Source organism: Pantoea sp. AN62 (assembly GCF_050432985.1).
GTDB classification, from domain to species: Bacteria; Pseudomonadota; Gammaproteobacteria; order Enterobacterales; family Enterobacteriaceae; genus Pantoea; species Pantoea brenneri.
In genome coordinates this window covers 126247-147084 of the sequence record NZ_JBNPYB010000015.1, presented here as the reverse complement: position 1 = coordinate 147084, position 20838 = coordinate 126247, and the positions used below count along the sequence as shown (strand labels likewise).

Annotated in this window: 16 protein-coding genes; 5 read left to right on the top strand and 11 right to left on the bottom strand. The window is 47.2% G+C overall.

Going from position 1 to position 20838, the window contains the following annotated elements; genetic code table 11:
• Positions 1-114 precede the first annotated feature (114 nt).
• Entirely contained in the window at positions 115-1161 is a 1047-nt protein-coding gene (locus FHW04_RS18255) for a hypothetical protein (RefSeq protein ID WP_227021960.1), read from the top strand.
• A gap of 10 nt (positions 1162-1171) precedes the next feature.
• Entirely contained in the window at positions 1172-3019 is a 1848-nt protein-coding gene (locus FHW04_RS18250; RefSeq protein WP_227021961.1) for a GmrSD restriction endonuclease domain-containing protein, read from the top strand.
• Positions 3020-3283: 264 nt separating this feature from the next.
• Here FHW04_RS18250 and FHW04_RS18245 read toward each other — a convergent pair whose 3' ends face one another.
• From FHW04_RS18245 to FHW04_RS18230, 4 genes are all read right to left on the bottom strand, one after another.
• Complete coding sequence (locus tag FHW04_RS18245; RefSeq protein WP_089561933.1) at positions 3284-3910, bottom strand: inovirus Gp2 family protein; 627 nt, start codon at positions 3908-3910, stop codon at positions 3284-3286.
• Positions 3911-4035: 125 nt separating this feature from the next.
• A complete protein-coding gene (locus FHW04_RS18240; protein WP_089561932.1) occupies positions 4036-5457 on the bottom strand; it encodes a YfjI family protein in 1422 nt (473 codons plus the stop codon).
• A gap of 134 nt (positions 5458-5591) precedes the next feature.
• Complete coding sequence (locus FHW04_RS18235; RefSeq protein WP_016243847.1) at positions 5592-5828, bottom strand: helix-turn-helix transcriptional regulator; 237 nt, start codon at positions 5826-5828, stop codon at positions 5592-5594.
• A 119-nt stretch (positions 5829-5947) separates the two neighbouring features.
• Complete coding sequence (locus tag FHW04_RS18230) at positions 5948-6958, bottom strand: hypothetical protein (protein WP_089561931.1); 1011 nt, start codon at positions 6956-6958, stop codon at positions 5948-5950.
• 111 nt (positions 6959-7069) lie between these two features.
• Between FHW04_RS18230 and FHW04_RS18225 the strand changes: the two genes are divergently transcribed.
• Complete coding sequence (locus FHW04_RS18225) at positions 7070-7285, top strand: hypothetical protein (RefSeq protein ID WP_016243849.1); 216 nt, start codon at positions 7070-7072, stop codon at positions 7283-7285.
• 285 nt (positions 7286-7570) lie between these two features.
• Here the strand turns inward: FHW04_RS18225 and FHW04_RS18220 are convergent, their stop codons facing one another.
• The 3 genes from FHW04_RS18220 to FHW04_RS18210 all read right to left on the bottom strand — a co-directional run bounded on the left by FHW04_RS18220 (position 7571) and on the right by FHW04_RS18210 (position 12805).
• Positions 7571-8887 carry a tyrosine-type recombinase/integrase gene (locus tag FHW04_RS18220; protein WP_016243850.1) on the bottom strand — a complete coding sequence of 439 codons (1317 nt, stop codon included), beginning with the start codon at positions 8885-8887 and terminating at the stop codon, positions 7571-7573.
• Between the two features lie 880 nt (positions 8888-9767).
• Positions 9768-10985: a flagellin lysine-N-methylase gene (fliB, locus tag FHW04_RS18215; RefSeq protein ID WP_089561930.1), complete on the bottom strand. Its 1218-nt coding sequence runs from the start codon at positions 10983-10985 to the stop codon at positions 9768-9770.
• Between the two features lie 488 nt (positions 10986-11473).
• Entirely contained in the window at positions 11474-12805 is a 1332-nt protein-coding gene (locus FHW04_RS18210; protein ID WP_089561929.1) for a gluconate:H+ symporter, read from the bottom strand.
• Positions 12806-13700: 895 nt separating this feature from the next.
• Between FHW04_RS18210 and ddlA the strand changes: the two genes are divergently transcribed.
• Positions 13701-14798 (top strand): D-alanine--D-alanine ligase, encoded by a 1098-nt coding sequence (ddlA, locus tag FHW04_RS18205; RefSeq protein WP_069729064.1) that lies wholly within the window; start codon positions 13701-13703, stop codon positions 14796-14798.
• 20 nt (positions 14799-14818) lie between these two features.
• Here the strand turns inward: ddlA and FHW04_RS18200 are convergent, their stop codons facing one another.
• The 4 genes from FHW04_RS18200 to FHW04_RS18185 all read right to left on the bottom strand — a co-directional run bounded on the left by FHW04_RS18200 (position 14819) and on the right by FHW04_RS18185 (position 20016).
• The gene (locus FHW04_RS18200; protein WP_094106127.1) at positions 14819-16240 is read right to left on the bottom strand and encodes a GGDEF domain-containing protein; all 1422 of its coding nucleotides are present in this window, start codon (positions 16238-16240) and stop codon (positions 14819-14821) included.
• Between the two features lie 277 nt (positions 16241-16517).
• Positions 16518-17993, bottom strand: coding sequence for a SulP family inorganic anion transporter (locus FHW04_RS18195; RefSeq protein WP_089561928.1), 1476 nt, complete (start codon positions 17991-17993; stop codon positions 16518-16520).
• Positions 17990-18625: a carbonic anhydrase gene (locus FHW04_RS18190; protein WP_046289260.1), complete on the bottom strand. Its 636-nt coding sequence runs from the start codon at positions 18623-18625 to the stop codon at positions 17990-17992. The genes FHW04_RS18195 and FHW04_RS18190 overlap by 4 nt, the downstream gene beginning before the upstream one ends.
• A 581-nt stretch (positions 18626-19206) precedes the next feature.
• Positions 19207-20016 carry a 5'-nucleotidase, lipoprotein e(P4) family gene (locus FHW04_RS18185; protein ID WP_031376577.1) on the bottom strand — a complete coding sequence of 270 codons (810 nt, stop codon included), beginning with the start codon at positions 20014-20016 and terminating at the stop codon, positions 19207-19209.
• Between the two features lie 108 nt (positions 20017-20124).
• On the opposite strand from FHW04_RS18185, the gene FHW04_RS18180 reads away from it, so the two are divergent.
• Positions 20125-20832, top strand: a complete 708-nt coding sequence (locus FHW04_RS18180; protein ID WP_069729060.1) for a polyphenol oxidase family protein — start codon at positions 20125-20127, stop codon at positions 20830-20832.
• Positions 20833-20838 lie beyond the last annotated feature (6 nt).

The window sequence follows — 20838 nt, the reverse complement described above, 5'->3', positions numbered from 1 at the left end:
TGGTCGGAAAAACGCTTCTTCATGGGGATGTCCTCATGTGGCTTATGAAGACATTACTAACATCGGGGTGTACTAATCAACGGGGAGCAGGTCAGTGAGTTATCAACGCCCCTGTTGGAACAATCTTTTACTTCAAGCGTTAGCATTAACAACCTTGAGCACAATGCCAAAGTCATTGAGAACCGCCTTGTGGGACTAAATGATAACGAGCGCAAATCACTACTTCACTTCGTGTGTAATAAGTGTGAACTGATCGAAGTGACGCTCGATGATTTGAGCGAAGCCTTTCAGTTTTTCGACTCACAAAATGCTAGGGGCAAGGCCCTCGCGCCCCATGACTTGCTAAAGGCATACCATTTGCGCGAAATGATGGACGCCACAGAGCCAGCGGAACGACTACACCACGTTAGTCTCTGGGAGCAAAGTATCAGTCCGGATGATGAATCTGCTAGCCTGCACATCATTATGGGCGAGTTTTTATTCCGACTGCGCCGATGGCTTGATGGTGATTATGGCGTTCAGTTTAGCCGCCATAATCTTGAGGTGTTCAAAGGCGTTAACCTGTCCACCACTGATTACCAATATGTACAGCCTATGCTTGCCTTGGATTTCGCTATTGAGCATTACAATAATGACCTTACCAGGAAGTGGGATAAACAAAGCAAAAATTATCCGTTTCAAGTTAATCAGGTGATGATTAACGGGAAGCGTTTTTTTGAATATATCCAGCACTATAAATCCCTGCATCACACCTTGTTTGAGGGTGAAAATGCGAAGCTTGGCGATTTCTTAAAAAAACATACCCGTTATACTGGCAGTTCACGCAAGGGGGACATGTATATCAAAAATCTCTTTATGTGTTCGGTGATGGCCTATTACGATAAGTTTGGTGATAAAGAATTAGTTCAAGCGGCAAGAGTCTTTTTTTGTTGGAGTTACTACTTGCGGTTGCACTATCAAAAAATTGGCATGGATAGTGTTGATGGCTATGCACGTGAGCCAAGAGGTCTATTGAGAGTGCTAGGTAAAGCTATCCATCCACAACAAGTACTGAGTTTTCAGCTAAAGCGTTGCGTAGGGACAGAGATCCGTTTTCAAAATGCCGGGGCCGTAAAAGATTCTATCGCTCAATTGCTGGGAGATGTGCATGCCACCGAGTAACGATTTGAACTTGCTGACCATCGAACAGTTATTCAGCGAAAATAGCCATTATATTATTCCCATTTATCAGCGTAACTACGCTTGGGGGCCCCCGGAGATTGAGCAGCTTATTAGGGATATTGCTGATGCTTCTGAACATAGAACTGGGCAGAAATACTTCCTTGGAAGCCTGGTCGTGTATGTTCGAGATAACGTTAATAGCGCGCATCCGGGTAAAGTGATCTATGAAACTATCGATGGTCAGCAAAGGCATACAACTCTGTCGATTTTGCTGGCGTACTTAACTAATGTTACTCACTGCGGCGAACAAGAGTTAAGCCAGCTGCACCTTAATCTCGGTTTTGACAGCCGTCCTAAATCAACGCGAACGCTTCAAAACCTGTTTAAGCCAGAAGAGCATTCTGATCCAGAAGAACCTTCGATCAAAGCTGCGTTTACCATTATAGAACGCTACTTTGAGACCCAGTCCATAGATATCCCCGAGTTTTCTCAGTATTTGCTCAAACATGTCACTATCTTGCGGGTTGCAGTGCCAAAAGATACCGACCTCAACCACTACTTCGAGATTATGAATAATCGGGGGGAGCAACTCGAAAAGCATGAAGTGTTGAAAGCGAATTTGATGTCAGTTTTCAACGGTGAAACTGCAGCAAGAAACTGCTTTTCTGCAATATGGGATGCTTGTGCTGATATGAGTCGCTATGTACAACTGGGCTTTAGCTCAGAGCCTCGTAAAAAGCTATTTGGTGAAAAGTGGCTAGGATTCCCGGCAGATTTTGAGGCGATCAAATGTGCTATAGAAACTAAAGCTGATATAGACAAAAACCTGACGCTAAGGGAAATTATCGAAAAGCGACGTTTTCATCACACCGATGACAACGATGAAAAAGCAAAAGAGCAGAGATTTGATTCAATCATCGATTTTTCCAATTTCTTATTGCATGTACTGAAGATAACAGTGGATGAAAATGTTTCTCTGGATGATAAAAAACTACTTCAATCGTTTGAGATAATAAAAAATGACAGGGAAAAAATTACTCTGTTTGCCTTCCATCTGCTGAAGTTCAGATCCTTGTTTGACCGTTATATCATTAAGCGCGATCAGGATGGGGAGTGGAGCCTGCTGACCCTTGAGTACTATAGCAATTCGAGCTTTAGCTATAACAACTCTTTCGGCAACGACGAACGGTCTGGTTTAAACACACAACTGGCGATGATCTTGTCGATGTTTCATGTTTCGCACCCAGCTTATGTTTACAAGCGATGGCTCAATCGCTCGCTAGCCATTTTAAATACTCTGGCATTAGGCGAACTGAACGTTAACGGAGAAGCTTATCTCAAAGAGCTTGAGAAACTCAGCCATGAGTTCCTGTCTGAGATTTGTAGTGAAAAGGAACAATTCAACGCTGATACTTTGCATCGTGGTACCGGAGTACAGAACTTTGTGTTCAATTTGCTCGATTATCGTTTATGGCGTGATCTTAATGCTGGTCAATTATTCGATGGTAAAGGGCTTAATAATCCCGAGATTAAGAAGCATGCTGATGGCTTTCAGTTTTCACCGAGTCGAACGTCGGTTGAGCACTACTTTCCTCAAACCGATCCTTCTGGCGCAAACAAAATGGAGAATGATGTTCATCGTTTCGGTAACCTCTGCCTGATCTCGCCAAGCAGCAATTCGAGACTCAGTAATTATTCACCGGCAGATAAGAAAAAATTCTATGACGATACAGAGCGAGCAGAAAGCCTAAAGCAAGCTATCATGATGAGCTATGAGGAGTGGGGGCCGGAAGGGCAAGGCATTAAAAACATTGAAAGCCATGAACACGCAATGTTGACATTGCTCAAAGGGCATTGAGATATGACCCTATCTTCACGATACCCAAGACGTTTGGAGTCGTTCATCAGGTGCGTACTCGGTACTTGACGACATTAATTTAGGTACTTTTGTCTTCGGAATGCGGGAAGAAGCCCGTAGAGACATTTTGAATAACTCGCATCTTCGCTATGTCAAAGCGTCTACTAGGACGGGCTTCCAACCATCAAAAGATTACCGATATCTGAATACAAACAAATCTAGCCTTTCTATCCATAAGAAAAGCCACTATTGTAAAAAAATAAATTACCCGCGACTGCAGCCGAAGTTACGGTCTCCATCACCGACTATTTTAGTCCTTACTTTGGTCATGTAATCCACCCTGTTCATCAAATCGCTATAAGTCTGCTCAAAGTTGTCCCTTTTACGATTGAGAAGGTATTTGCCATTTGAAGGGTAATTAACTAACTTCCCTGAACTATCTATCGGGATGCCAAGTGCACTGTACCAAGCTGTTGTTATCATTGTTCTTAGAGTGTTACGGTTTAAATCGTAATCACCTACATGATAATAAGCATCCTGATTGAAACACAGTATTAAATGGTAATGCCGTTTTCCATTTTTGGTATATTCTCTAACCCATGCGTAACGTAAGGTAGAATGTCGGGCATCAGGCCAGTCTTTCCGTTGAGTTTTAATATGTTTATCGTGTTCAAGCTTTGCTTTTAACGCGCTGGTAAAGCGAGATATAGCAGCAGAGTCAACCCTAGGTTGAAAGAATGGATTATCCATATTCTCTGTATCAATTGGATCATGCAGATCAACACGAAGAATCATTGAGTTAGGATGTTCATTGAGGGAGTCATCAATAACCTGTTTGATTCTATCCCGATATAGGGATACGTGTGATCCGAATTCACTATCGTATGTCATATAGCATCCTGTTTGATGATATTGAAGTAAGTGATGGATTTAATATATATTATCTATCATGACAACAAACCATTAACTGAACTGGGCTCATTATTAATTTTCACTCTTGAATTAAATACAATCATTCAGAATAAAGTTGAGGAATTCAAACCAGCGATAGCTATTAATGTGGTTTTCCCCTTTTTTCCCACAAGGATTTTATTTTGAGAGAATAATGCACTGAGTAATTCATTTGCTTTACTACGATTCCTGAATTTATTAGGGCCATATTGGAGGATGGTATTTTTAGTAATATAAGGTACAACAAGGCGATTACAATGGTTTTTTATCCACCAATAAAGCTCATCCGCCTCCGAGATTGCCAGAGTGAATTCTTGAGGCTTAGAAAATAAGTGGATGTACTCATTTAGATACCAGGTAGATATCTTCACAGCATCTTCGACTGCAGAAAGAGGTATATATCCATCATTGCCATTAAAAAAATGCAGAAGAGCGGCCACTCTTGCCGTATTTTCTGCGACCTTAGATGCATAGTCTTTAAAGTCTGTTAAGGTGCCAAGTAAGCCCATATCTGACTCCACCTTGTTATAAAATTCTATCCAGCGATTTTCCGCTTCTACCGAGAAGTGCAGACAAAGACGATCATTTTGATTATCTCTAGCAATATTGTCGTTAACTATCTCCATCAGTCGTTGATGGAATATCGGCAAATGCTCGCTTGAAATAACGGGGCTGGAGATTATTCTGGAACCTTGCTTTGAATCAGGCTGACATATCAAACACCGAGCGAAGAATCCGATACCTTTAGCTGTATCGCCTTTACGTTGCAGATAACCTTTAAATACATCAGGCTGAACCATCAACCCTAACGTCAATCTGGCATTTTTGATTAATTTTTCCGGTTCGCTTTTTCTTTCCACGGAAAAAGTTGCACCATCCCACATTTTGTTGATAAAGGGTAGTTCGTTCAGCGTATAACCATTAAAAATGGTGCCAGCCTCATCAGACATAATACCGATAGAACGCCAGTAGCCACAGAGGTAATCTTTAATAGCCGCAGGTGTGGCGTCGTTAAATATCTGCTTGAACCTCACAGGTGCTTTACGATGCGACTCCAGAAACTCTTTCAGAAGTTCATCCGTTGCCGAGTGATCTTTATTTTTGCGAATATCTAACTTCAGTTTTGACATCAAGGCTTTCTTTTCAATGTTAAAAACCGTTTCTTCATTCCTCCAGACAACCAAGTCATGGGTATATTTTTCAAACCATTCTTCTTCCAATTGATACAATGGCTTCATCAGTAGTTTGTCCACAGTACTTTTGCGTTCACCAGATTCCGCCAGCGTCAGTAAGAAAAGTGATACCGGACTGCGCAAATTATTCAGTCGGCACACATCAATACGGTTCTGGCATGCAAGCGAAATAACCCCCAGTACCGATGCGGCAATCAAAGCCTGAGGAGCCTGCGTGTGCTGTTCCACTTCATAAACCGCATTTCTGATAATCTGAGGAAACGAATCAATAGGAAAAGGACGAGCGTTAAACATGCAATACCTCTAATAAAATTAACGTTAAAAAGTTTCGCTCAAGTTGCCATTCCGCTATTAATTGCAGAAATAGCAGGATGAACACGGAGCATTCAGAAAAAAACAAAAAAATAAAAGCACAAAACCTCTGGATCCTAACGTTCGTTAATCCAGCAAAGCAGATCGCTTAACAACCAACCACAGGACTTCAACCCAATAGACTTACGCAACGGAAACTGACCAACTTGCTCCAGTTTCCAAGCCGTTGAACGAGATATCGATGTGATGCACTGACGTTCTTTTTCACGTACGAGGCGATCATGGGGTTCGCCATAGTTGCGTAGGATCTGCAAGCGTTCGCTTGATGTTGGATACTTGAATGTTGTTTTCATACTGCCTTCATTGTTTTGGTAAAAGAAGCATGTATCAGATTTACAACTCAAGAAAGTCATTCTTGTCTTACTAAGCAGTTAATAGCCACTTAGTAAGACAAAATTTTTATGTATTATGATTAAATTATCCATGTGGCTACCTCTAGTTCACTAAAAGTGACTTCACAGTTAAAACAATATTTCTCAGAGTGAATAAATTCATTCAACAAAGATGCAACTGCCATAGGTTCTTTTTTAATGTTTTTCGTACTACAGTACTCAGAAATTAAAATGGACAAAACTTTTTTCTGATCAGACATGCTTCTATATTTTGCATTTATTTGCGGTTTTTCAGCCCATCGTTTAACAGTTGAATGCTTAACTTTTAATTGATGACTCATTTCAAGATGTGTGACCAATTTATTAATCACTACTTCCTCAGATGATCCCGCCCCCCACCATTCATGTATAAAAATATATAGCGCCGCTCTATAGTGTTCAATAAACGGAATTGAATCCACTGACTTTTTTATATCACAATAATTATAATCAATGCTGTCTTTAGAAACTTCCACTTCATCACTTAATAAATAATAATTCTGCAAAAAATCAAAAGATTTACTATCAACATACACCTCAACTAAAATTTTTGACGCCTCATTGGACAAAATTAAATAATCACTATCATCTCGCCCATGAATAGTGATACTCTCAAGGACTTCATTATCACTTAACACAATATTTAGGCCTGGTGATATAATTTTTTCTTTTAAAAAATGGGCTGTTTTTGTTGGTTTCAATCTCCAATAACCATACGCATAACCACTATATGTAAAACGGGATATTCCAAGGTCATTATTTATTAACCTGGCATCAATGTCGGTATTCTTGGTTGGATGGAATTGTCTAACTTTGAATTCCGGCATTAACTCATGTTGATAATAATCCATTCCATTTTTTATTTTTAAAATCTCGTATTTCAACAAAAAAGAATCGGCACCAATATACCGAATAATTCTACAGGGCAAAGAATTCAATTTCATATACAATGAAACCCTATGTTGAAGCCACTCATCAACGATCAACTCAGGATCTATCTTCAATTTATCAGAAACTAATTTTAAAGAATAAAAATAAGACCCAGCTTTCATTTTACTTCCTTATGATATTTTCCACACAATGATGCTATCAATTTATATCAATAAAATCAGTAGCCTTGTTCAGAAATTAAGATACTTATTGCGGATACTGAAAAGTTAGATATGCGAGGCATCTTGTTTAGAGTACTGTTCTTCTCTAAAATTAACAAAATAGTCCAAGAAGAACAGCTCGTGAGAAAAAAAATAGTTACCAAAGCACAAATTTACCGTGCCGTCGCCAGCTCAACCGCAATTGAAACCGGTGTTTCTGTGCAAAAAATTGAGCAACAACTCAAACAAAATCAGGCACAGGCGAAAGCCGTTGGCCTCGCCCGTTAGTCTGGCAAGATGTCGCTAACCAGTCGCATCATAGGGCTGTATTTCCCTGATACACCTGCCTATATTGCCCTGAAGTAAAGGTTTGTGCTCACCCCACAGGCTCTAAATAGCTGCGCCTAATACTGCTACAACTGCCACCTATTGACGTATGGCAGTTACCACAAGAGCAGCAAACCACAAGCCAGATGTAACGCGGCTGAGTGGGTATAATGCTTACCCCTTGTCCTGCAAGGACTCATCAAAAGTGGAGCACTATTCCGCGCAGCTATTTAGCCCAACGAGTCCTTACCTCCGCCCAAACAAGTTCACAACGTTGTTTTCCTGCTGTCGCTGATAGTTGTTGACCCTATCTTCCCAAATCTCAAGCGCCCTGCGCTTTTCAGGCAAGTAATCATAACGATCATAGTGTTTCGAGCTGACGTCATTCAAAGCGTGATTCTGGATACGGTCGCGGATCTCTTTGCTGATCCCCGCCTCCCCCATCAACGTTTTACAGGTGCGACGTAAATCTCGCGCCGTGAAAACTTTAAACTCAGGATTAAAAGCCCGGAAATACATGATTGAACGCGCCAGACTATCAGTGCGTACCGGTCGATCTCCATTGGTCGAGAGTGGGAAGATATAGGGACTGTTGCTTTCCTTAGTCAGTTCTTTCACTGAGGCTAATTCCTGTAGTGCCGATTCAGTCAGCGGGATCAGATGCTCACGCTTGTTTTTCGATACATCGGCTATGACCAGCAACGTCTTTTGTTGCCAATCAATAGCACTCCACTGGCTGGCAATCATTTCAAACGGACGCTGCCCACCAGCATAAACACAGAAGCGAATCAGATGCTGCATCAGCGGCCCAACGTTGGTGGCCCCGGCGAACTGTTCCATGACAACACGCAACTCTTCCAGTGTTAGCCATGTATCACCCACTTTTTCCGCCGAAGACTGTTTCGGTATGGCCGAGACCGGGTTAACTTCAAGACCAAACGTGATACCCACGCTGGTATTAATCGGATCGTTATCAGCTTTCAGGCCGTAGTTAAATGCCGCCATCAGATACGAGCGAATCCGATTAGCATGCACCACCGCATCACGCTGGATAATGCCTGAGAGGATGGTTTTGATCTGCAGAGGTGTTACATCTTTCGCTTTGGTTTCTCGAGGGATAACCGTGTAGCACTCTTTTTCAAGACGCTTCAGAACATCAGCCCAGGTCCGCTTATTGTCGAGCTTCATCTTGTTAACGTAGCCATGCACCAGCTCTTCAAACGATCCTTGAGAGCGATGGATCTGCATAATGTGCTCTTCGGCCAGGCGTTGTTGCTCAAGCTCTTGTTGGGGCTCTTTTCCTTCAACAAGCCAGGCACCATACTTTTTCGCCAGCTCATTGGCTGTTACGAGTTTCATCTCAGGCCAGATGCCCAACTGGATGAACTTCTCTTTCTTCCCTTTCTCAACGTAATAACGGAAATAAAAAACTTTGCTGCCTGAAGGTTGAACCTTAACGCCAAGCCTGCCAGTACCACGTTGAGCACTGTTGCTCCACACGTAGTACGACGTACTTTTTGTCTTCAATCCACGTATAGCAGTCTCGGTAAGATTAGCGGCCATGAGGTTACCTTTCTGAGGATAAGCGTTACCTGACCCAATGCCCATTTTGGGTCAGGTAATGGGTCAGGTAATGGGTCAGGTAAGGATAGTACAATGGGGAAATAAGAGAACCAATCAGAAACAAAAATAACTTCATAACCGATTGATTATAGACAATTAAAAATACGAATAGAGACAATGGCAAACAATTAAAAACATGCCAATTTTATGACTCATAATCGCTTGGTCGCTGGTTCAAACCCAGCAGGGGCCACCAAATTTAAGTTGTTAAATCAGCGTATTAGAGCCACCTTTGAGGTGGCTTTTTTGCTTTCTGACTATGGATGTGGCGATAAAGTGGCGGCGCTGTTTAAGCTGGTATCAAGCAAAGCGCCAGTCTGAGGTCGGATTTGGGTTCGCAAAATAAATCCTGAATGTCACCCAGCTATTTATTTTGCTGCTGAAATAATACGCTCAGTAAGAACTCTACCAGGATAGATTGCAATACCGGGTGAAGTTAATGTCTTCAGGATTGCTAGCAAACTTTATGGTGAACCTTCAGACGCTTAAATTGTGTTTTTTCAGGCACCAGCTTTAGCCGGTTGCGCGTGTCGGATTACGCCTGATCGTAATCCCGGCTTCAGCCTCAAGGAGCAGGCTTTCTGCTCCAGAAACCGAATCACTGGCCTTTCAGCTGCACACCTCAAATTAGATCTGGCAATATCAAATGAACCAGCTTGAGTGTGTTGATTTCAACCGTCTGCCGGCGTCAATACAGTCAATAACATTGACTGTTTCAGGCGGGGCAATGACCGCAGGGAAAAGGCTTGCTGACGGAAACTCACCCCTGAAACATGCTCTGCCAGCAATAACGAACGATGACTGACTCTCTGCAGACGGGTTATCCAATAAGTAATAGACAAGAGAATTTGTCATCGCTGTTAATTATATCAATCGCAGTGTCCATGCGATCATTAATGTTTTCATCGTGCATCGTATAAGCTGAAAGGCTCGCGAGGGTTTTCATCACGGCCTTCTGGTCGATATCTTCCTGCATCGATTTTACGCTAAGTACGGTTTTCATATAGAAAAAATCCAGAACAATGCGATACAACTGATGCATGATGGTCGCCATACTGTTAGCGGGAAAATAAGTGCTATAAAGTTTACACAGCAGGTAGTTTCGTAATACATAGGGCTCTGACAGACATGATTCCCTGCATAACATTTGCCACTGCTGGTTGATTTTTTCGAATTTGGCATCAAGTATACTGGGATCATTTTGGTTTGCGTATCCCAAATATTCCATAACGGCTTGATGTTCATTAATAATGAACCTGTCTCGTGTAGAATTTTTAGCGAAAAATTTGCCCATTGCGGATAGCGCCAGATACCGTATTGCGTTTGCACGGGTTAGATTGCCTGGTCCCAGCAAAGATATACCGCCTTGTAACTCTGCCAGCAATGCTTCATAGACGTTTTCAACATCGGTTAAATGATTCTGCAAATCGAAGTTGATACTTTGCAGATATAAAATAAATTGTGTCAGCGCCATTAAATTCTCTTCAATTTTAACAGCAGGCGACTTTATTAAATTCCAGGCAAAAAGATGGACCACTTTTTCGGCCTGCGTGACCGATGGGCGTTGTTCAACAAGGTGAGTTTCATACTCTGTCAGTTGTCTTTCCTCCTGCTGTACCACCATCGCATCCGGATCAAAAAGTACAAGCCGAACGACTTCCGGGCATGAGAGCGACATAATATGGCGAGTCTGATCATAAAAACATTTTCTAATCCGTGGGTAAGAACTGCAGGTATACGATAGCGCACTCTCGCCTAGATCCTGGTGTACCATACACAGCTTATTTTCATTAAGGAACGGACACTCCCCCTTTTCATTCATCTTAATAATTGAGTAATCATTCTCCCCTTTATTCCTGAGAATAAGGTTTTCCTTCGCTATCTTTGAAATTTTGGAATGTGAAGATGAGATATATTTTTGATGCGTTTTTTCATCAATAATTACGGCCCAACCCCTACAGCACAATATTAAGCACTCTGGCCCTACACACTGAAACCTGTTGAAGAAAGCGGGTATGATGATTTTATGAAGTTGCATAGCGAATTTGTCATTATATAAAAAACAGAAAATATCATGACATCGGTGATTTTCTAAAGCGACATAACCTCACATTACATTTCGTAATTATCAGAATAAAAGGCATAACAAAATTCACGCGAACCGTTTTAACATCGGCTACAAGAATTGCATAACACGCAACAATCTCTTTAGCGCAGGTTAAATTCAGCATATATCTCCAGATCTTTCAATAATTTAGAAAAAAACGACTCTTATTTTATGCCGCCAGATCAGGTTTTCCCGCCTGTTTAAACCGGGTGCTTCCAGCAAATTATTTCCAGATAAGTTTTTCGTGTCGGCGTTCAAAATGCACAATGTGATGACTTTTCCGTACTGTTCTTGTCATGCATAACAGGCATCACAGCGGCCGCCGACACCTTTCCCGGCCGGCTGGTTGAGAACACACCTGCTGGCCGGGAAGTGAATATTAACGCATAAACAATCCGGCTGGGATTTGCAACCCAGCATCAGATAAACTGACTAATCAGCATCACCATCCCCAGCCCGACTACCGAGTTAATTAATTCCAGTAATCCCCAGGTTTTAAAGGTGTCCTTCATCGAGATGCCAAACGTCTCTTTAAACAGCAAAAAGCCGCCGTCATACATCAAGGTAATTGTGTTACTGCCACAGGCGACAGCAAGCACCATTAAGGCGGGATTGAGATCGAAGGCGCCAATCATCGGCGCGACAATGCCGGCGGAGGTGATTGCGGCAACTGCGCCTTGCCCGGTAAGAATGCGGATAACGGCAGTGATTAACCAGGCGATAATAAAGGGCGAGAACGGAACGTGGCTCATCAGCTGAACAATGCTGTCGCCAACATCAGAATCGATAATCACCTGCTTCAGAATGCCGCCGGCGCTGATGACAAAAAGCACATTGGCAATCTGAGAAATCGACTTTGAGACATGCTGCGTAATGCCATCTGCCGTCATGCCGCGTTTAACACCGAGAAACCAAATCGCGGTAAAGGTCGCCAGTAGCATGCTGATTTCTGCGCTGCCAAGTAATTTGCACACCTGGGTGAGGATCGACGCTTCACCCGCCAGCGGCCTGACCACCGAAGCCAGAATCATCAGGATGGCCGGAATCAACGGGATCAGGATACTGATTTTAAACGAGGGAAGCTGCTGCGAATCGATTTCCTCAATCGGCTTAATAACTGAGTTTAGCGGGATGCGATTTATCCCTGGCAGAAACTTCGGTAATAAAATACCGGCACAGTATAAGGCGGGCAAAATTACCACTACGCCATAAAGATAAACCTGGACGATATCGGCATTGAACGCACTGATTAAGGCAATCGGGCCAGGCTGTGGGGGGAACAGGCTGTGTCCCATCGTGGCCCCCACTACCGTCGGGATCACCAGCTTCATGTAAGGAATGTTGGCTTTTACCGCGATGTTCATCACTAATGGCATGGCAATCAGGAATGCGACTTCATAAAACATTGCGATGCCGAATATCACCCCTATAAACATCAGGCCGATGGAGAGATAGCGGGTGCCACAATGGCGTATAACGGTATCGGCAATTTGCTGGCTGGCCCCTGATTCCGTCATGAATTTTCCAATGATCGCGCCGAATATAATAATCAGCGCGAGGTGGCCCATAATGCTACCAATCCCCTGCTGAATAACCGTAACCACTTTTTCTAACGGAATGCCGACCATAATGGCGACAAATATTCCGGCAATCAGTAAAGAAAATATATTATGGACTTTATATTTCAGGTTAAGCACAACCAGGATAACAATTCCTGCCAGCACCCAAAAAAGTGATAAAAAAGGTAGCATATAGAGCCTCAAGATAGTGACAGGATGAGAATATTTTTAAACTGAAATTTTGAACAGAACATCGCTGAAAGTTACTTCATTTATCTGTTACCTTTGCGATAACCTCTATCCGTCCGTTTAATTACTCGCTCACTGTAATCATCATCATCACAAACAATAACCCAATGAAATTAAGGTCTGAATTATGAATAGTGACTGTTCCTCATCATCAATCGCGTAAAGCGGACAAGGTAAAAGTGGTATCTAAGCCCGGGATGTGTTGTCGCAAGGTGGTGGTTTCTGTTCACAAAAACCGCACTACCATTCTAGTATATTTAAATCTTTATGATATGAATTTGACGGCGCTCACACGGTTGAAAATTGCAACATCGCTCTACCGCTGGGATTATTTAATAATGTTTTCGGCTGGCCGATTGGCTATATCAGATGGCTTCTCAACCACCGTTTAAATATGACAGTCAGGCCATCAGAGTGAAAAATTCATAAGACGTTAGCTTCTTCCTACCTGGTGGTCAGCAGCGAGATCTTAAGGCCAGGCAGAGTGTTACGGTAACCCCTTATCTCAAGCGGATGATGAGGCATTTCTTACCAACGGCGATCGCTGGGATCGGCAGTCAGTCCGTTTCCGCCACTAAGATAAAACCCGACATGCCGGAAAACCGCCCATTCTGTGTCTGACGCCGGACAGGCTTCAGCAGCCTGAGGTTTCACTGTCTTAAGCAGCAGCGCCGCATAAATTCCCGCCTTAGCGCCTCTTCGGGTTGGCTAGTCCGCCATCCATCCTGTTATTTTTTGTGCCTGCCCCTTCCCAGCCAACATTCTGCCGCGCTGCCCTGTTTTCATCGGAGAACTGCGTGCTATCTTGTGGTTTTGATTTTTCAGCAGGCAGAAATTGATGACAAAGTTGCGGGTAGGGATCGTGTTTGGCGGCAAATCGGCTGAGCATGAAGTGTCGTTGCAGTCGGCCAAAAATATTCTCGATGCGATCGACAAAACCAGGTTTGAGGTAGTGTTGCTGGGTATCGATAAGCAGGGGCACTGGCGTCTTAATGATGCTTCGGACTTCTTACTGAATGCTGAAAATCCGGCTCTGATTGCCCTGAATCGCGCGGCTGAAGATGTCGCGCTGGTGCCCGGCAACCAGCAGCAACCGCTGATTACCCGTCGCGATGCGCATCCGCTGTCGCAGATCGATGTGATTTTCCCGATTGTACACGGCACGCTGGGCGAGGATGGTTCTCTGCAGGGTTTACTGCGCATGGCCTCGCTGCCGTTTGTCGGTTCTGACGTGCTGGGCTCTGCGGTCAGCATGGATAAAGACTTTACCAAGCGCCTGTTACGCGATGCCGGCCTGAAAGTCGCCCCGTGGCTGAGCGTCACCCAGTCTCAGCGCGCCACACTGGATGCCGACGCGGTGATCGCCCGCCTTGGCCTGCCGCTGTTTATCAAACCTGCCAATCAGGGCTCCTCGGTTGGCGTCAGCAAAGTCGACAGTGCGGACGCCTTTGAGGCGGCGCTGGAACTGGCCTTTACCTTTGACCGTAAAGTGCTGATTGAAACCGGGATAAAAGGTCGCGAGATCGAGTGTGCCGTGCTGGGAAATGATGCCCCGCAGGCCAGCCCCTGCGGCGAGATCGTGGTGCATGATGCGTTCTACTCTTATGACACCAAATACATCTCTGAAACTGGCGCGCAGACGGTGGTACCAGCGGCGATTCCTGCGGCGGTCAGCGAGGCGATTCGTGAGGTTGCCATCAGGGCGTTTAGTGCGCTGGAGTGTTTCGGTATGGCACGGGTCGATGTGTTCCTGACCGATGAAGGCGAGATTATCGTCAACGAAGTCAACACCCTGCCCGGCTTCACCAATATCAGCATGTATCCCAAACTGTGGCAGGCAGCCGGACTCAGCTATCAGGATCTGATTACCCGTCTGATCGAGCTGGCATTGGAACGTCACCAGCAGGCCAGCAGCCTGAAAAGCAGCGTCAGCTAATCGCTCTCAGCGACGTGGTTTCAGGCCACGTCGCTGGTAATGGCGCGATGATTAACCGGCGAGGTCTGATTACGGCCATTGCGTTTCGACAGATAGAGGTTTTTATCGGCTGCCGAAATCAACCGGTTAATCATCCGTGGCCAGTCACTCGCATCGCCAGCGCTGCCATGAGCCAGCCCTGAACTGACCGTCACCGTGACCGTACTGCCCTGCAGCCAGAATTTCTCTTTCGCGATTGTCTGACGAATCGACTCGGCGAGAAAATAGAGCGCTTCCGGATCCTGATCAAACAGCACCACCACAAACTCTTCCCCGCCAAACCGGCAGATACGCCCTTTTTTGCCCACCACCCGCTGCATACGGCGGGCGATCTCTTCCAGTACGCTGTCGCCAGCATCATGACCAAAATTGTCATTAATGGTTTTGAAATAGTCGACATCCAGCAGGATCACACCGGCTTTACGCGACGGGCTGAACGGTTCGGTTCGAAGACTCTCATACAGACCGGATCGCGATAGCAGCTGGGTCAGGAAATCGTAATTGGCCCGCAGCGCGAGTCGCTGATTGAGCTGACGGATCGCATCCATGCTCGCGGCCACAATCAGCGGGCTGATGGCAATTGTCGCTACGCCCAGCCGCGCCGAGGTCAGATGGCTGATCGGCAGCAGATTATCATTGCCCTGAATGTTCATCACGCCGTGAGAAACCAGAATGATCTCGGTGATGCCGGTCAGTAAAATCACCAGGCTGGTGAGGGTCATCGGCAATACGATAGCGCACCAGACCAGCGCCGGTACCGGGAACGTCAGGCTGCCCGCGCCGCCCATCATCGCACCGACCACCAGCGAAAAGACCACCGCGATCACCGGTGAAAGCTTACGGACCTGCAACAGCTGACGTGGCGACAGGGTTCGCCAGTCGCGCGTCAGTAAGAACGGCAACAGCATCAGCCCGGTTGAGAACTGTTCACTGAACCAGTCGCCCCAGGCGGTCGCCAGCGCCGCATCAAAATTGGCCTGCTGCGCCAGTGCCCCCCAGGCCGCACAGACCAGCGCCGCCAGCAGGCAGGCCGGGAAAATGCGTAACACGCTGGTGATGCGTTCGCTGCCGGAGTCATGCTGGAGATGCTTCACCAGCAACGATACGGCGACCAGAATAAACAGCAGGTTGGCAACGTTGAGAGTAAAGGCTGCCAGCGTCCAGCCGGAAAAAACCGCATCGTTAAACACCATTGCGCTAAAGCAGGTGAAATAATAGCGAGCCTGATGCAGGAAAGGGTTGCGGACAATCATTCCGGCAACGATCGCATTGACCGGCCAGAACAGCGACAGCTCCTGTGGAATGCGCAGATGCCCACCGATAAAGCAGAACAGCAAGGTAATCAAAAACAGCGAGAGTGCATTTTTTTTAACATTGTGTTCTTCAAACAGCTTAACGTGCATACATCCGGACCTTGTCGCAGAGAGACGGGCTGTCCACGCCAACCTGAAATGGGCGTGGCGTCAGAATGATTTAATCCTGGGCGCCACCAAAGTCATCCTGCGATAAAACCACTATTCATGGGCTAACTTTGAAATCAGCGGGCAAATTGCCCCCTTACAGGTGAAACACGTCAGGCGGCAGCGGGAATGGGGCCAATTATGCCCCGTAAATAAAAAAACCGGATATCCGAGATATCCGATTTTTGCTGCTCTGACGTGTTAACCGTTGCGCTTAAGGCTATTTTACCGCAACCGGCCACTGACTGAGGCGAATTCCGCGTTTATCTGCATTATCGCCAAAATCCTTCAGCACCGCTTTGACATCCGGATCGATATATTCGGCGTTGTCGTTATCAACGATCACCACGCTGTTCTCGGGGATCTCATCCAGCAGCCCCTGCAGCTTCGGGTTATGCATAAAGGTCAGGTTCTGCTGAAAGCGCAGCACGTAGTGGTCGTCGTAACGGGTGAGCTGCAGCGCGTTGCGATGACTTTTGTAGATGCTATAGAGGATCTGCGTGGCGATACCGATACCAATACCGACCAGCATTCCCAGGGTAATAATACCCACGATGGTGGCGAGGAACGGCACGTACTGCTGAGCGCCCATGCGGAACTGTTCCACAAACAGACGCGGCGTTGCCAGCTTGTAGCCGGTATAGAGCAGCACTGCCGCCAGGCTGGCCAGTGGAATGGCGTTCAGCATCTCGCTAAACCACATCCCGCAAATCAGCAGCAGTACGCCGTGAATGAAAATCGACAGTTTGGTTTGTGCGCCCGCGCTGACGTTCACTGAACTGCGGACGATCACCGCGGTAATCGGCATTGCGCCCAGAAAGCCGGCGGCCAGGTTACCGATCCCCTGGGCAAACATCTCTCTATTTGGCGAAGGTGCCGGCGTCTGTGGACGAAGCTTTTTCAGCGCTTCCTGACTCAGCAAGGTCTCCAGGCTGGCCACCAGCGCTAAGGTCAGCGCCACCACCCATACCTGCGGGTTTTGCCACGCCATCCAGTCTGGCGTCTCCAGTTCCGCCACCAGCGCAGAGACGCTGTCAAACGCCGGCAGTGAGATGCGCGCCAGCCCACCCGCCATCTCAGGATAGAGGCGCCCGCCCACTACCGTCGCCAGACAGCCAATCAGCACGGCAATCAGCGGCCCCGGGATCCACGCCAGCGCCTTGATGCGTTTCACCGGCGCGGTGGTCCACAAACACAGGATAGCCAATCCGATGCCCGCCACCAGCATCGCCGGCAGCGAGAAAGTCATCTCGCCTGTGACCAGCGAAATCAGTTCGGCATCTCCTGCCGCGCCCAGCGCGACCGGAATCTGCTGCATGATCAGTAACAGGCCAATCGCTGCCAGCATGCCTTTAATCACGCTACCCGGCACCAGCGAGATAAACCGTCCGGCGCGCATCAGGCCAAACAGGCATTGCAAGGCACCGGCGATAATCAGCGCGGTGAGAAAGGCGGAAAAGCTGCCGAGCGAGGCCATCGAGGCCACCACAATTGTGACCAGACCGGCCGCCGGGCCGCTGACGGCAAACCGTGACGGACTCAGGGAAGTGACGACCAGGCCGCCAATCACCCCGGTCAGCAGGCCGGCAAACGGCGGTAATCCGCTGGCTTGCGCAATGCCAAGACAGAGCGGCAAAGCGACCAGGAAAACCACCAGACCCGCTGGGATATCACGGCGTAGGGTATCGAGATTCATGGTGAAGGTTCCTCTGCAGATTGCTGAATCAACTCTTTGAGATGGCCGGTGCGCAGGTCATAAACACAACCAAACACCTCCAGTGGCTGGCCCGATTGCCAGATTTGCCGGACCGGTTCGGTTTTCACCAGTCGGGCGAATTGTGCCTTGACGTTGGCCTCAACCAGGCGGTCAAGCAGATCGCTCTGGCTCTCTTCGGCTGCGGGAGTTTCCGCCAGGCCAGCCTCAATCGCCTGCCGCAGTGTGCTGATACGGCGCGCCAGCGCCGAGTCCTGATGTTCCAGTACGCTGCCGGGCAGATTCAGCGCGGCCTCTACGCCACCGCAGCCATAGTGGCCGCTTAATACAATCCGTTTCACACCGAGAAAGAAGAGCGCGTATTGCAATACGCTGAGCAAATTGTCGTCATCCTCAACCACCATATTGGCGATATTGCGATGCACAAAAAGTTCGCCAGGATGGGAGCCGGTTAACACCTCTGCCGGTACGCGACTGTCCGAGCAGCCAATCCATAATGAGTGAGGCTTTTGTTGATGCAGGAATTTTTCAAAATAATTCGGGTTACGCTGGCGGCGCTGTAATGCCCAACTGCGATTTTTCGCTAATAAGGGTTTAAGTGTCGTCACAATCATCTTCTCTCTACTACCGGGAGGTCGCATCCCGGCCAACCACGAAGTGTATCGACTCACAAATAAAGCGCGAGCCGTCAGTGAAATAAGAAGCCAGTCACAGAAAAAGGTTATAGACGCTAATCATTACTAATGCACGACCCATATTCTGGCGTGCCATCAGGCGTGACTTTTTGTCAACAATATGTCAGTTACGGTCAATGACCAGTAAATTTAATTAAGCGCGACGGGACTGAATAAAATAGCGATTAAGATATTTAATCTATTAAAATCAATTAACTAAAATTAAAACGTTAAATAACTAAAGTTACCCATGACAAATAAATACAATTACTTTTAGCGGGGGTAAATACTGCCATACCAGACGGCTGGCTATTTACCAGGAATACTCTTAATTATGAAAATTAACCATTAGCATAATTCACCGCCTTTAAGCCTGACAGGCAGTGAAACGTGCCGGGTTTAATATAAGAATGGAGCAAGAGATGATTTATTTAATTTGCAGCAAAATAGTGACACATGAAAGTAAATCAGGACCGTTTGTTAACAGAGCCTGAACAGGTCAGGCTCTTTTTCTTGACGAATTATTTACCGTTCCAGCTTTGCAGCCGTGATTCCCGCACCGACAGTTGCTGTTCCGGCGTCAGTTTATTGTAATTTTCCGCCATTCCGCTCTCCCAGTCGCCATACAGAGGATTAGGCAGCACGATAAACTGCGTGCCGAACTGCTGATGGTTCAGGTTCACAAAATCACGACGCTGCTGATTGCCCTGATGCCAGGTCGCACCGCCAAAGTCGTTAAGGTTATCGCCGACGTACAGCACCACGTTGTAGCCTTCATTTTTGATGGCATCGAAACGCGCCTGTTTGTTCGAGCTGTCGGTGTTCAGGCGGACCGTTTTGTCGCTGACGTTGGGAAAGCCCAGCTGCTGCATATTGGCAACCGTTGCGGCGTAGTCCTGCTGATCGCGATTCGACACATAGAACAGCGTGCCACCGTGCTGAGTGACATAACGCGCAAACTCCAGCGCGCCCGGCACCGCTTTAGCCTGTCGTGCCTGAGTCCAGGCCGACCAGCTTTTACTGCTGAACGGCTGGCCGTTCTTCGCCTGCCAGGCGCTGTATGCGCTGTTATCCAGCATGGTTTCATCCAGATCGACAATCACCGCTTTAGGTTTGCCGGTCAGTGACGGTGCCTGGTCAAACGCGAGGCGCGCGCTGTTAAAGGCTTGCCAGGTCAGGGCCTGATATTCGCCTGACTGCTGGAACCAGTTCACCGCCAGCACCGATTGCTGGCCGAGCTGCTGTTGTGCCGTCGGGTGCGACGACGTTGCGCAGCCGGTTAACAGCAGCGCAACCAGTCCGGACGCGGCGAGTTTTGCTGAGGTTTTCATCATGTCATCCTTAAGGTGAGAAAGGTCGGGGTGGGAAAGCTTCAAAAATGTAGCAGTTAACGTAAGCTGTGGGGAGCTCAACGCACGCCGTTATGACAGGAGATTCTTATGGCCGTGACCCCGCGCTCAACCTTGCTCGACTCGCTCGACTGGCTGGATTACGCCTTTCAGGCGGCTGGCGATCCCCCGCCTGCCGATGCAGCTTATGGCCATCAGCGTCATAGCGCCACCGTGGTGACCGATATTGAAAATACGCCGCCAAAAAGCTGCGAGTCAGATGGCATCATCAGCACCGGCAGCCGCCCGGTTGCGGTCTACACCGCTGATTGCTTACCGGTGCTGTTCGCCGATTCGCAGTGTAAAACCGTGGCGGCGGTGCATGCCGGGCTGAAGGGCACGCTGGCGGGCGTCCTGACCCGTGCGGTAGAAAAGCTACAGCAACAGGGTAGCGATCCACGAAACCTGACGGTGGCCATCGGTCCGGCAATGGGCCCCTGCTGTTACGAACTGGCCGAACCGCAGCTGGCTGAGATGCAGCAGCGCCCGTCCCTTGCTGGCTGGCTGCGCTGGCAGCACAACCAGCCGATCAACCCACTGGCACAGCGTCCGCAGGCGAACGCCCGGCAGCAGGGCGTCTGGTTTGATCTGCCGGCGCTGGCGACGCAGATGCTGATACAGAGCGGCGTGCCGCCGCAGCAGATAGAAAACGTCAACGTCTGTACCTACTGCGTGGCGGAGAGCGGCTCGAGCTATCGCCACAATACCCACTTCGGCAACGGCTATCATTCCCGCTACTCGTGGATCCGGTGTCGTTAATCGCAC

Coding starts and splice junctions, on each gene's coding strand:
- FHW04_RS18245 (WP_089561933.1), bottom strand. CDS start 3,910: ATGACATACGATAGTGAATTCGGATCACACGTATCCCTATATCGGGAT.
- FHW04_RS18240 (WP_089561932.1), bottom strand. CDS start 5,457: ATGTTTAACGCTCGTCCTTTTCCTATTGATTCGTTTCCTCAGATTATC.
- FHW04_RS18235 (WP_016243847.1), bottom strand. CDS start 5,828: ATGAAAACAACATTCAAGTATCCAACATCAAGCGAACGCTTGCAGATC.
- FHW04_RS18230 (WP_089561931.1), bottom strand. CDS start 6,958: ATGAAAGCTGGGTCTTATTTTTATTCTTTAAAATTAGTTTCTGATAAA.
- FHW04_RS18225 (WP_016243849.1), top strand. CDS start 7,070: ATGCGAGGCATCTTGTTTAGAGTACTGTTCTTCTCTAAAATTAACAAA.
- FHW04_RS18220 (WP_016243850.1), bottom strand. CDS start 8,887: ATGGCCGCTAATCTTACCGAGACTGCTATACGTGGATTGAAGACAAAA.
- fliB (WP_089561930.1), bottom strand. CDS start 10,985: ATGCAACTTCATAAAATCATCATACCCGCTTTCTTCAACAGGTTTCAG.
- FHW04_RS18210 (WP_089561929.1), bottom strand. CDS start 12,805: ATGCTACCTTTTTTATCACTTTTTTGGGTGCTGGCAGGAATTGTTATC.
- ddlA (WP_069729064.1), top strand. CDS start 13,701: ATGACAAAGTTGCGGGTAGGGATCGTGTTTGGCGGCAAATCGGCTGAG.
- FHW04_RS18200 (WP_094106127.1), bottom strand. CDS start 16,240: ATGCACGTTAAGCTGTTTGAAGAACACAATGTTAAAAAAAATGCACTC.
- FHW04_RS18195 (WP_089561928.1), bottom strand. CDS start 17,993: ATGAATCTCGATACCCTACGCCGTGATATCCCAGCGGGTCTGGTGGTT.
- FHW04_RS18190 (WP_046289260.1), bottom strand. CDS start 18,625: ATGATTGTGACGACACTTAAACCCTTATTAGCGAAAAATCGCAGTTGG.
- FHW04_RS18185 (WP_031376577.1), bottom strand. CDS start 20,016: ATGAAAACCTCAGCAAAACTCGCCGCGTCCGGACTGGTTGCGCTGCTG.
- FHW04_RS18180 (WP_069729060.1), top strand. CDS start 20,125: ATGGCCGTGACCCCGCGCTCAACCTTGCTCGACTCGCTCGACTGGCTG.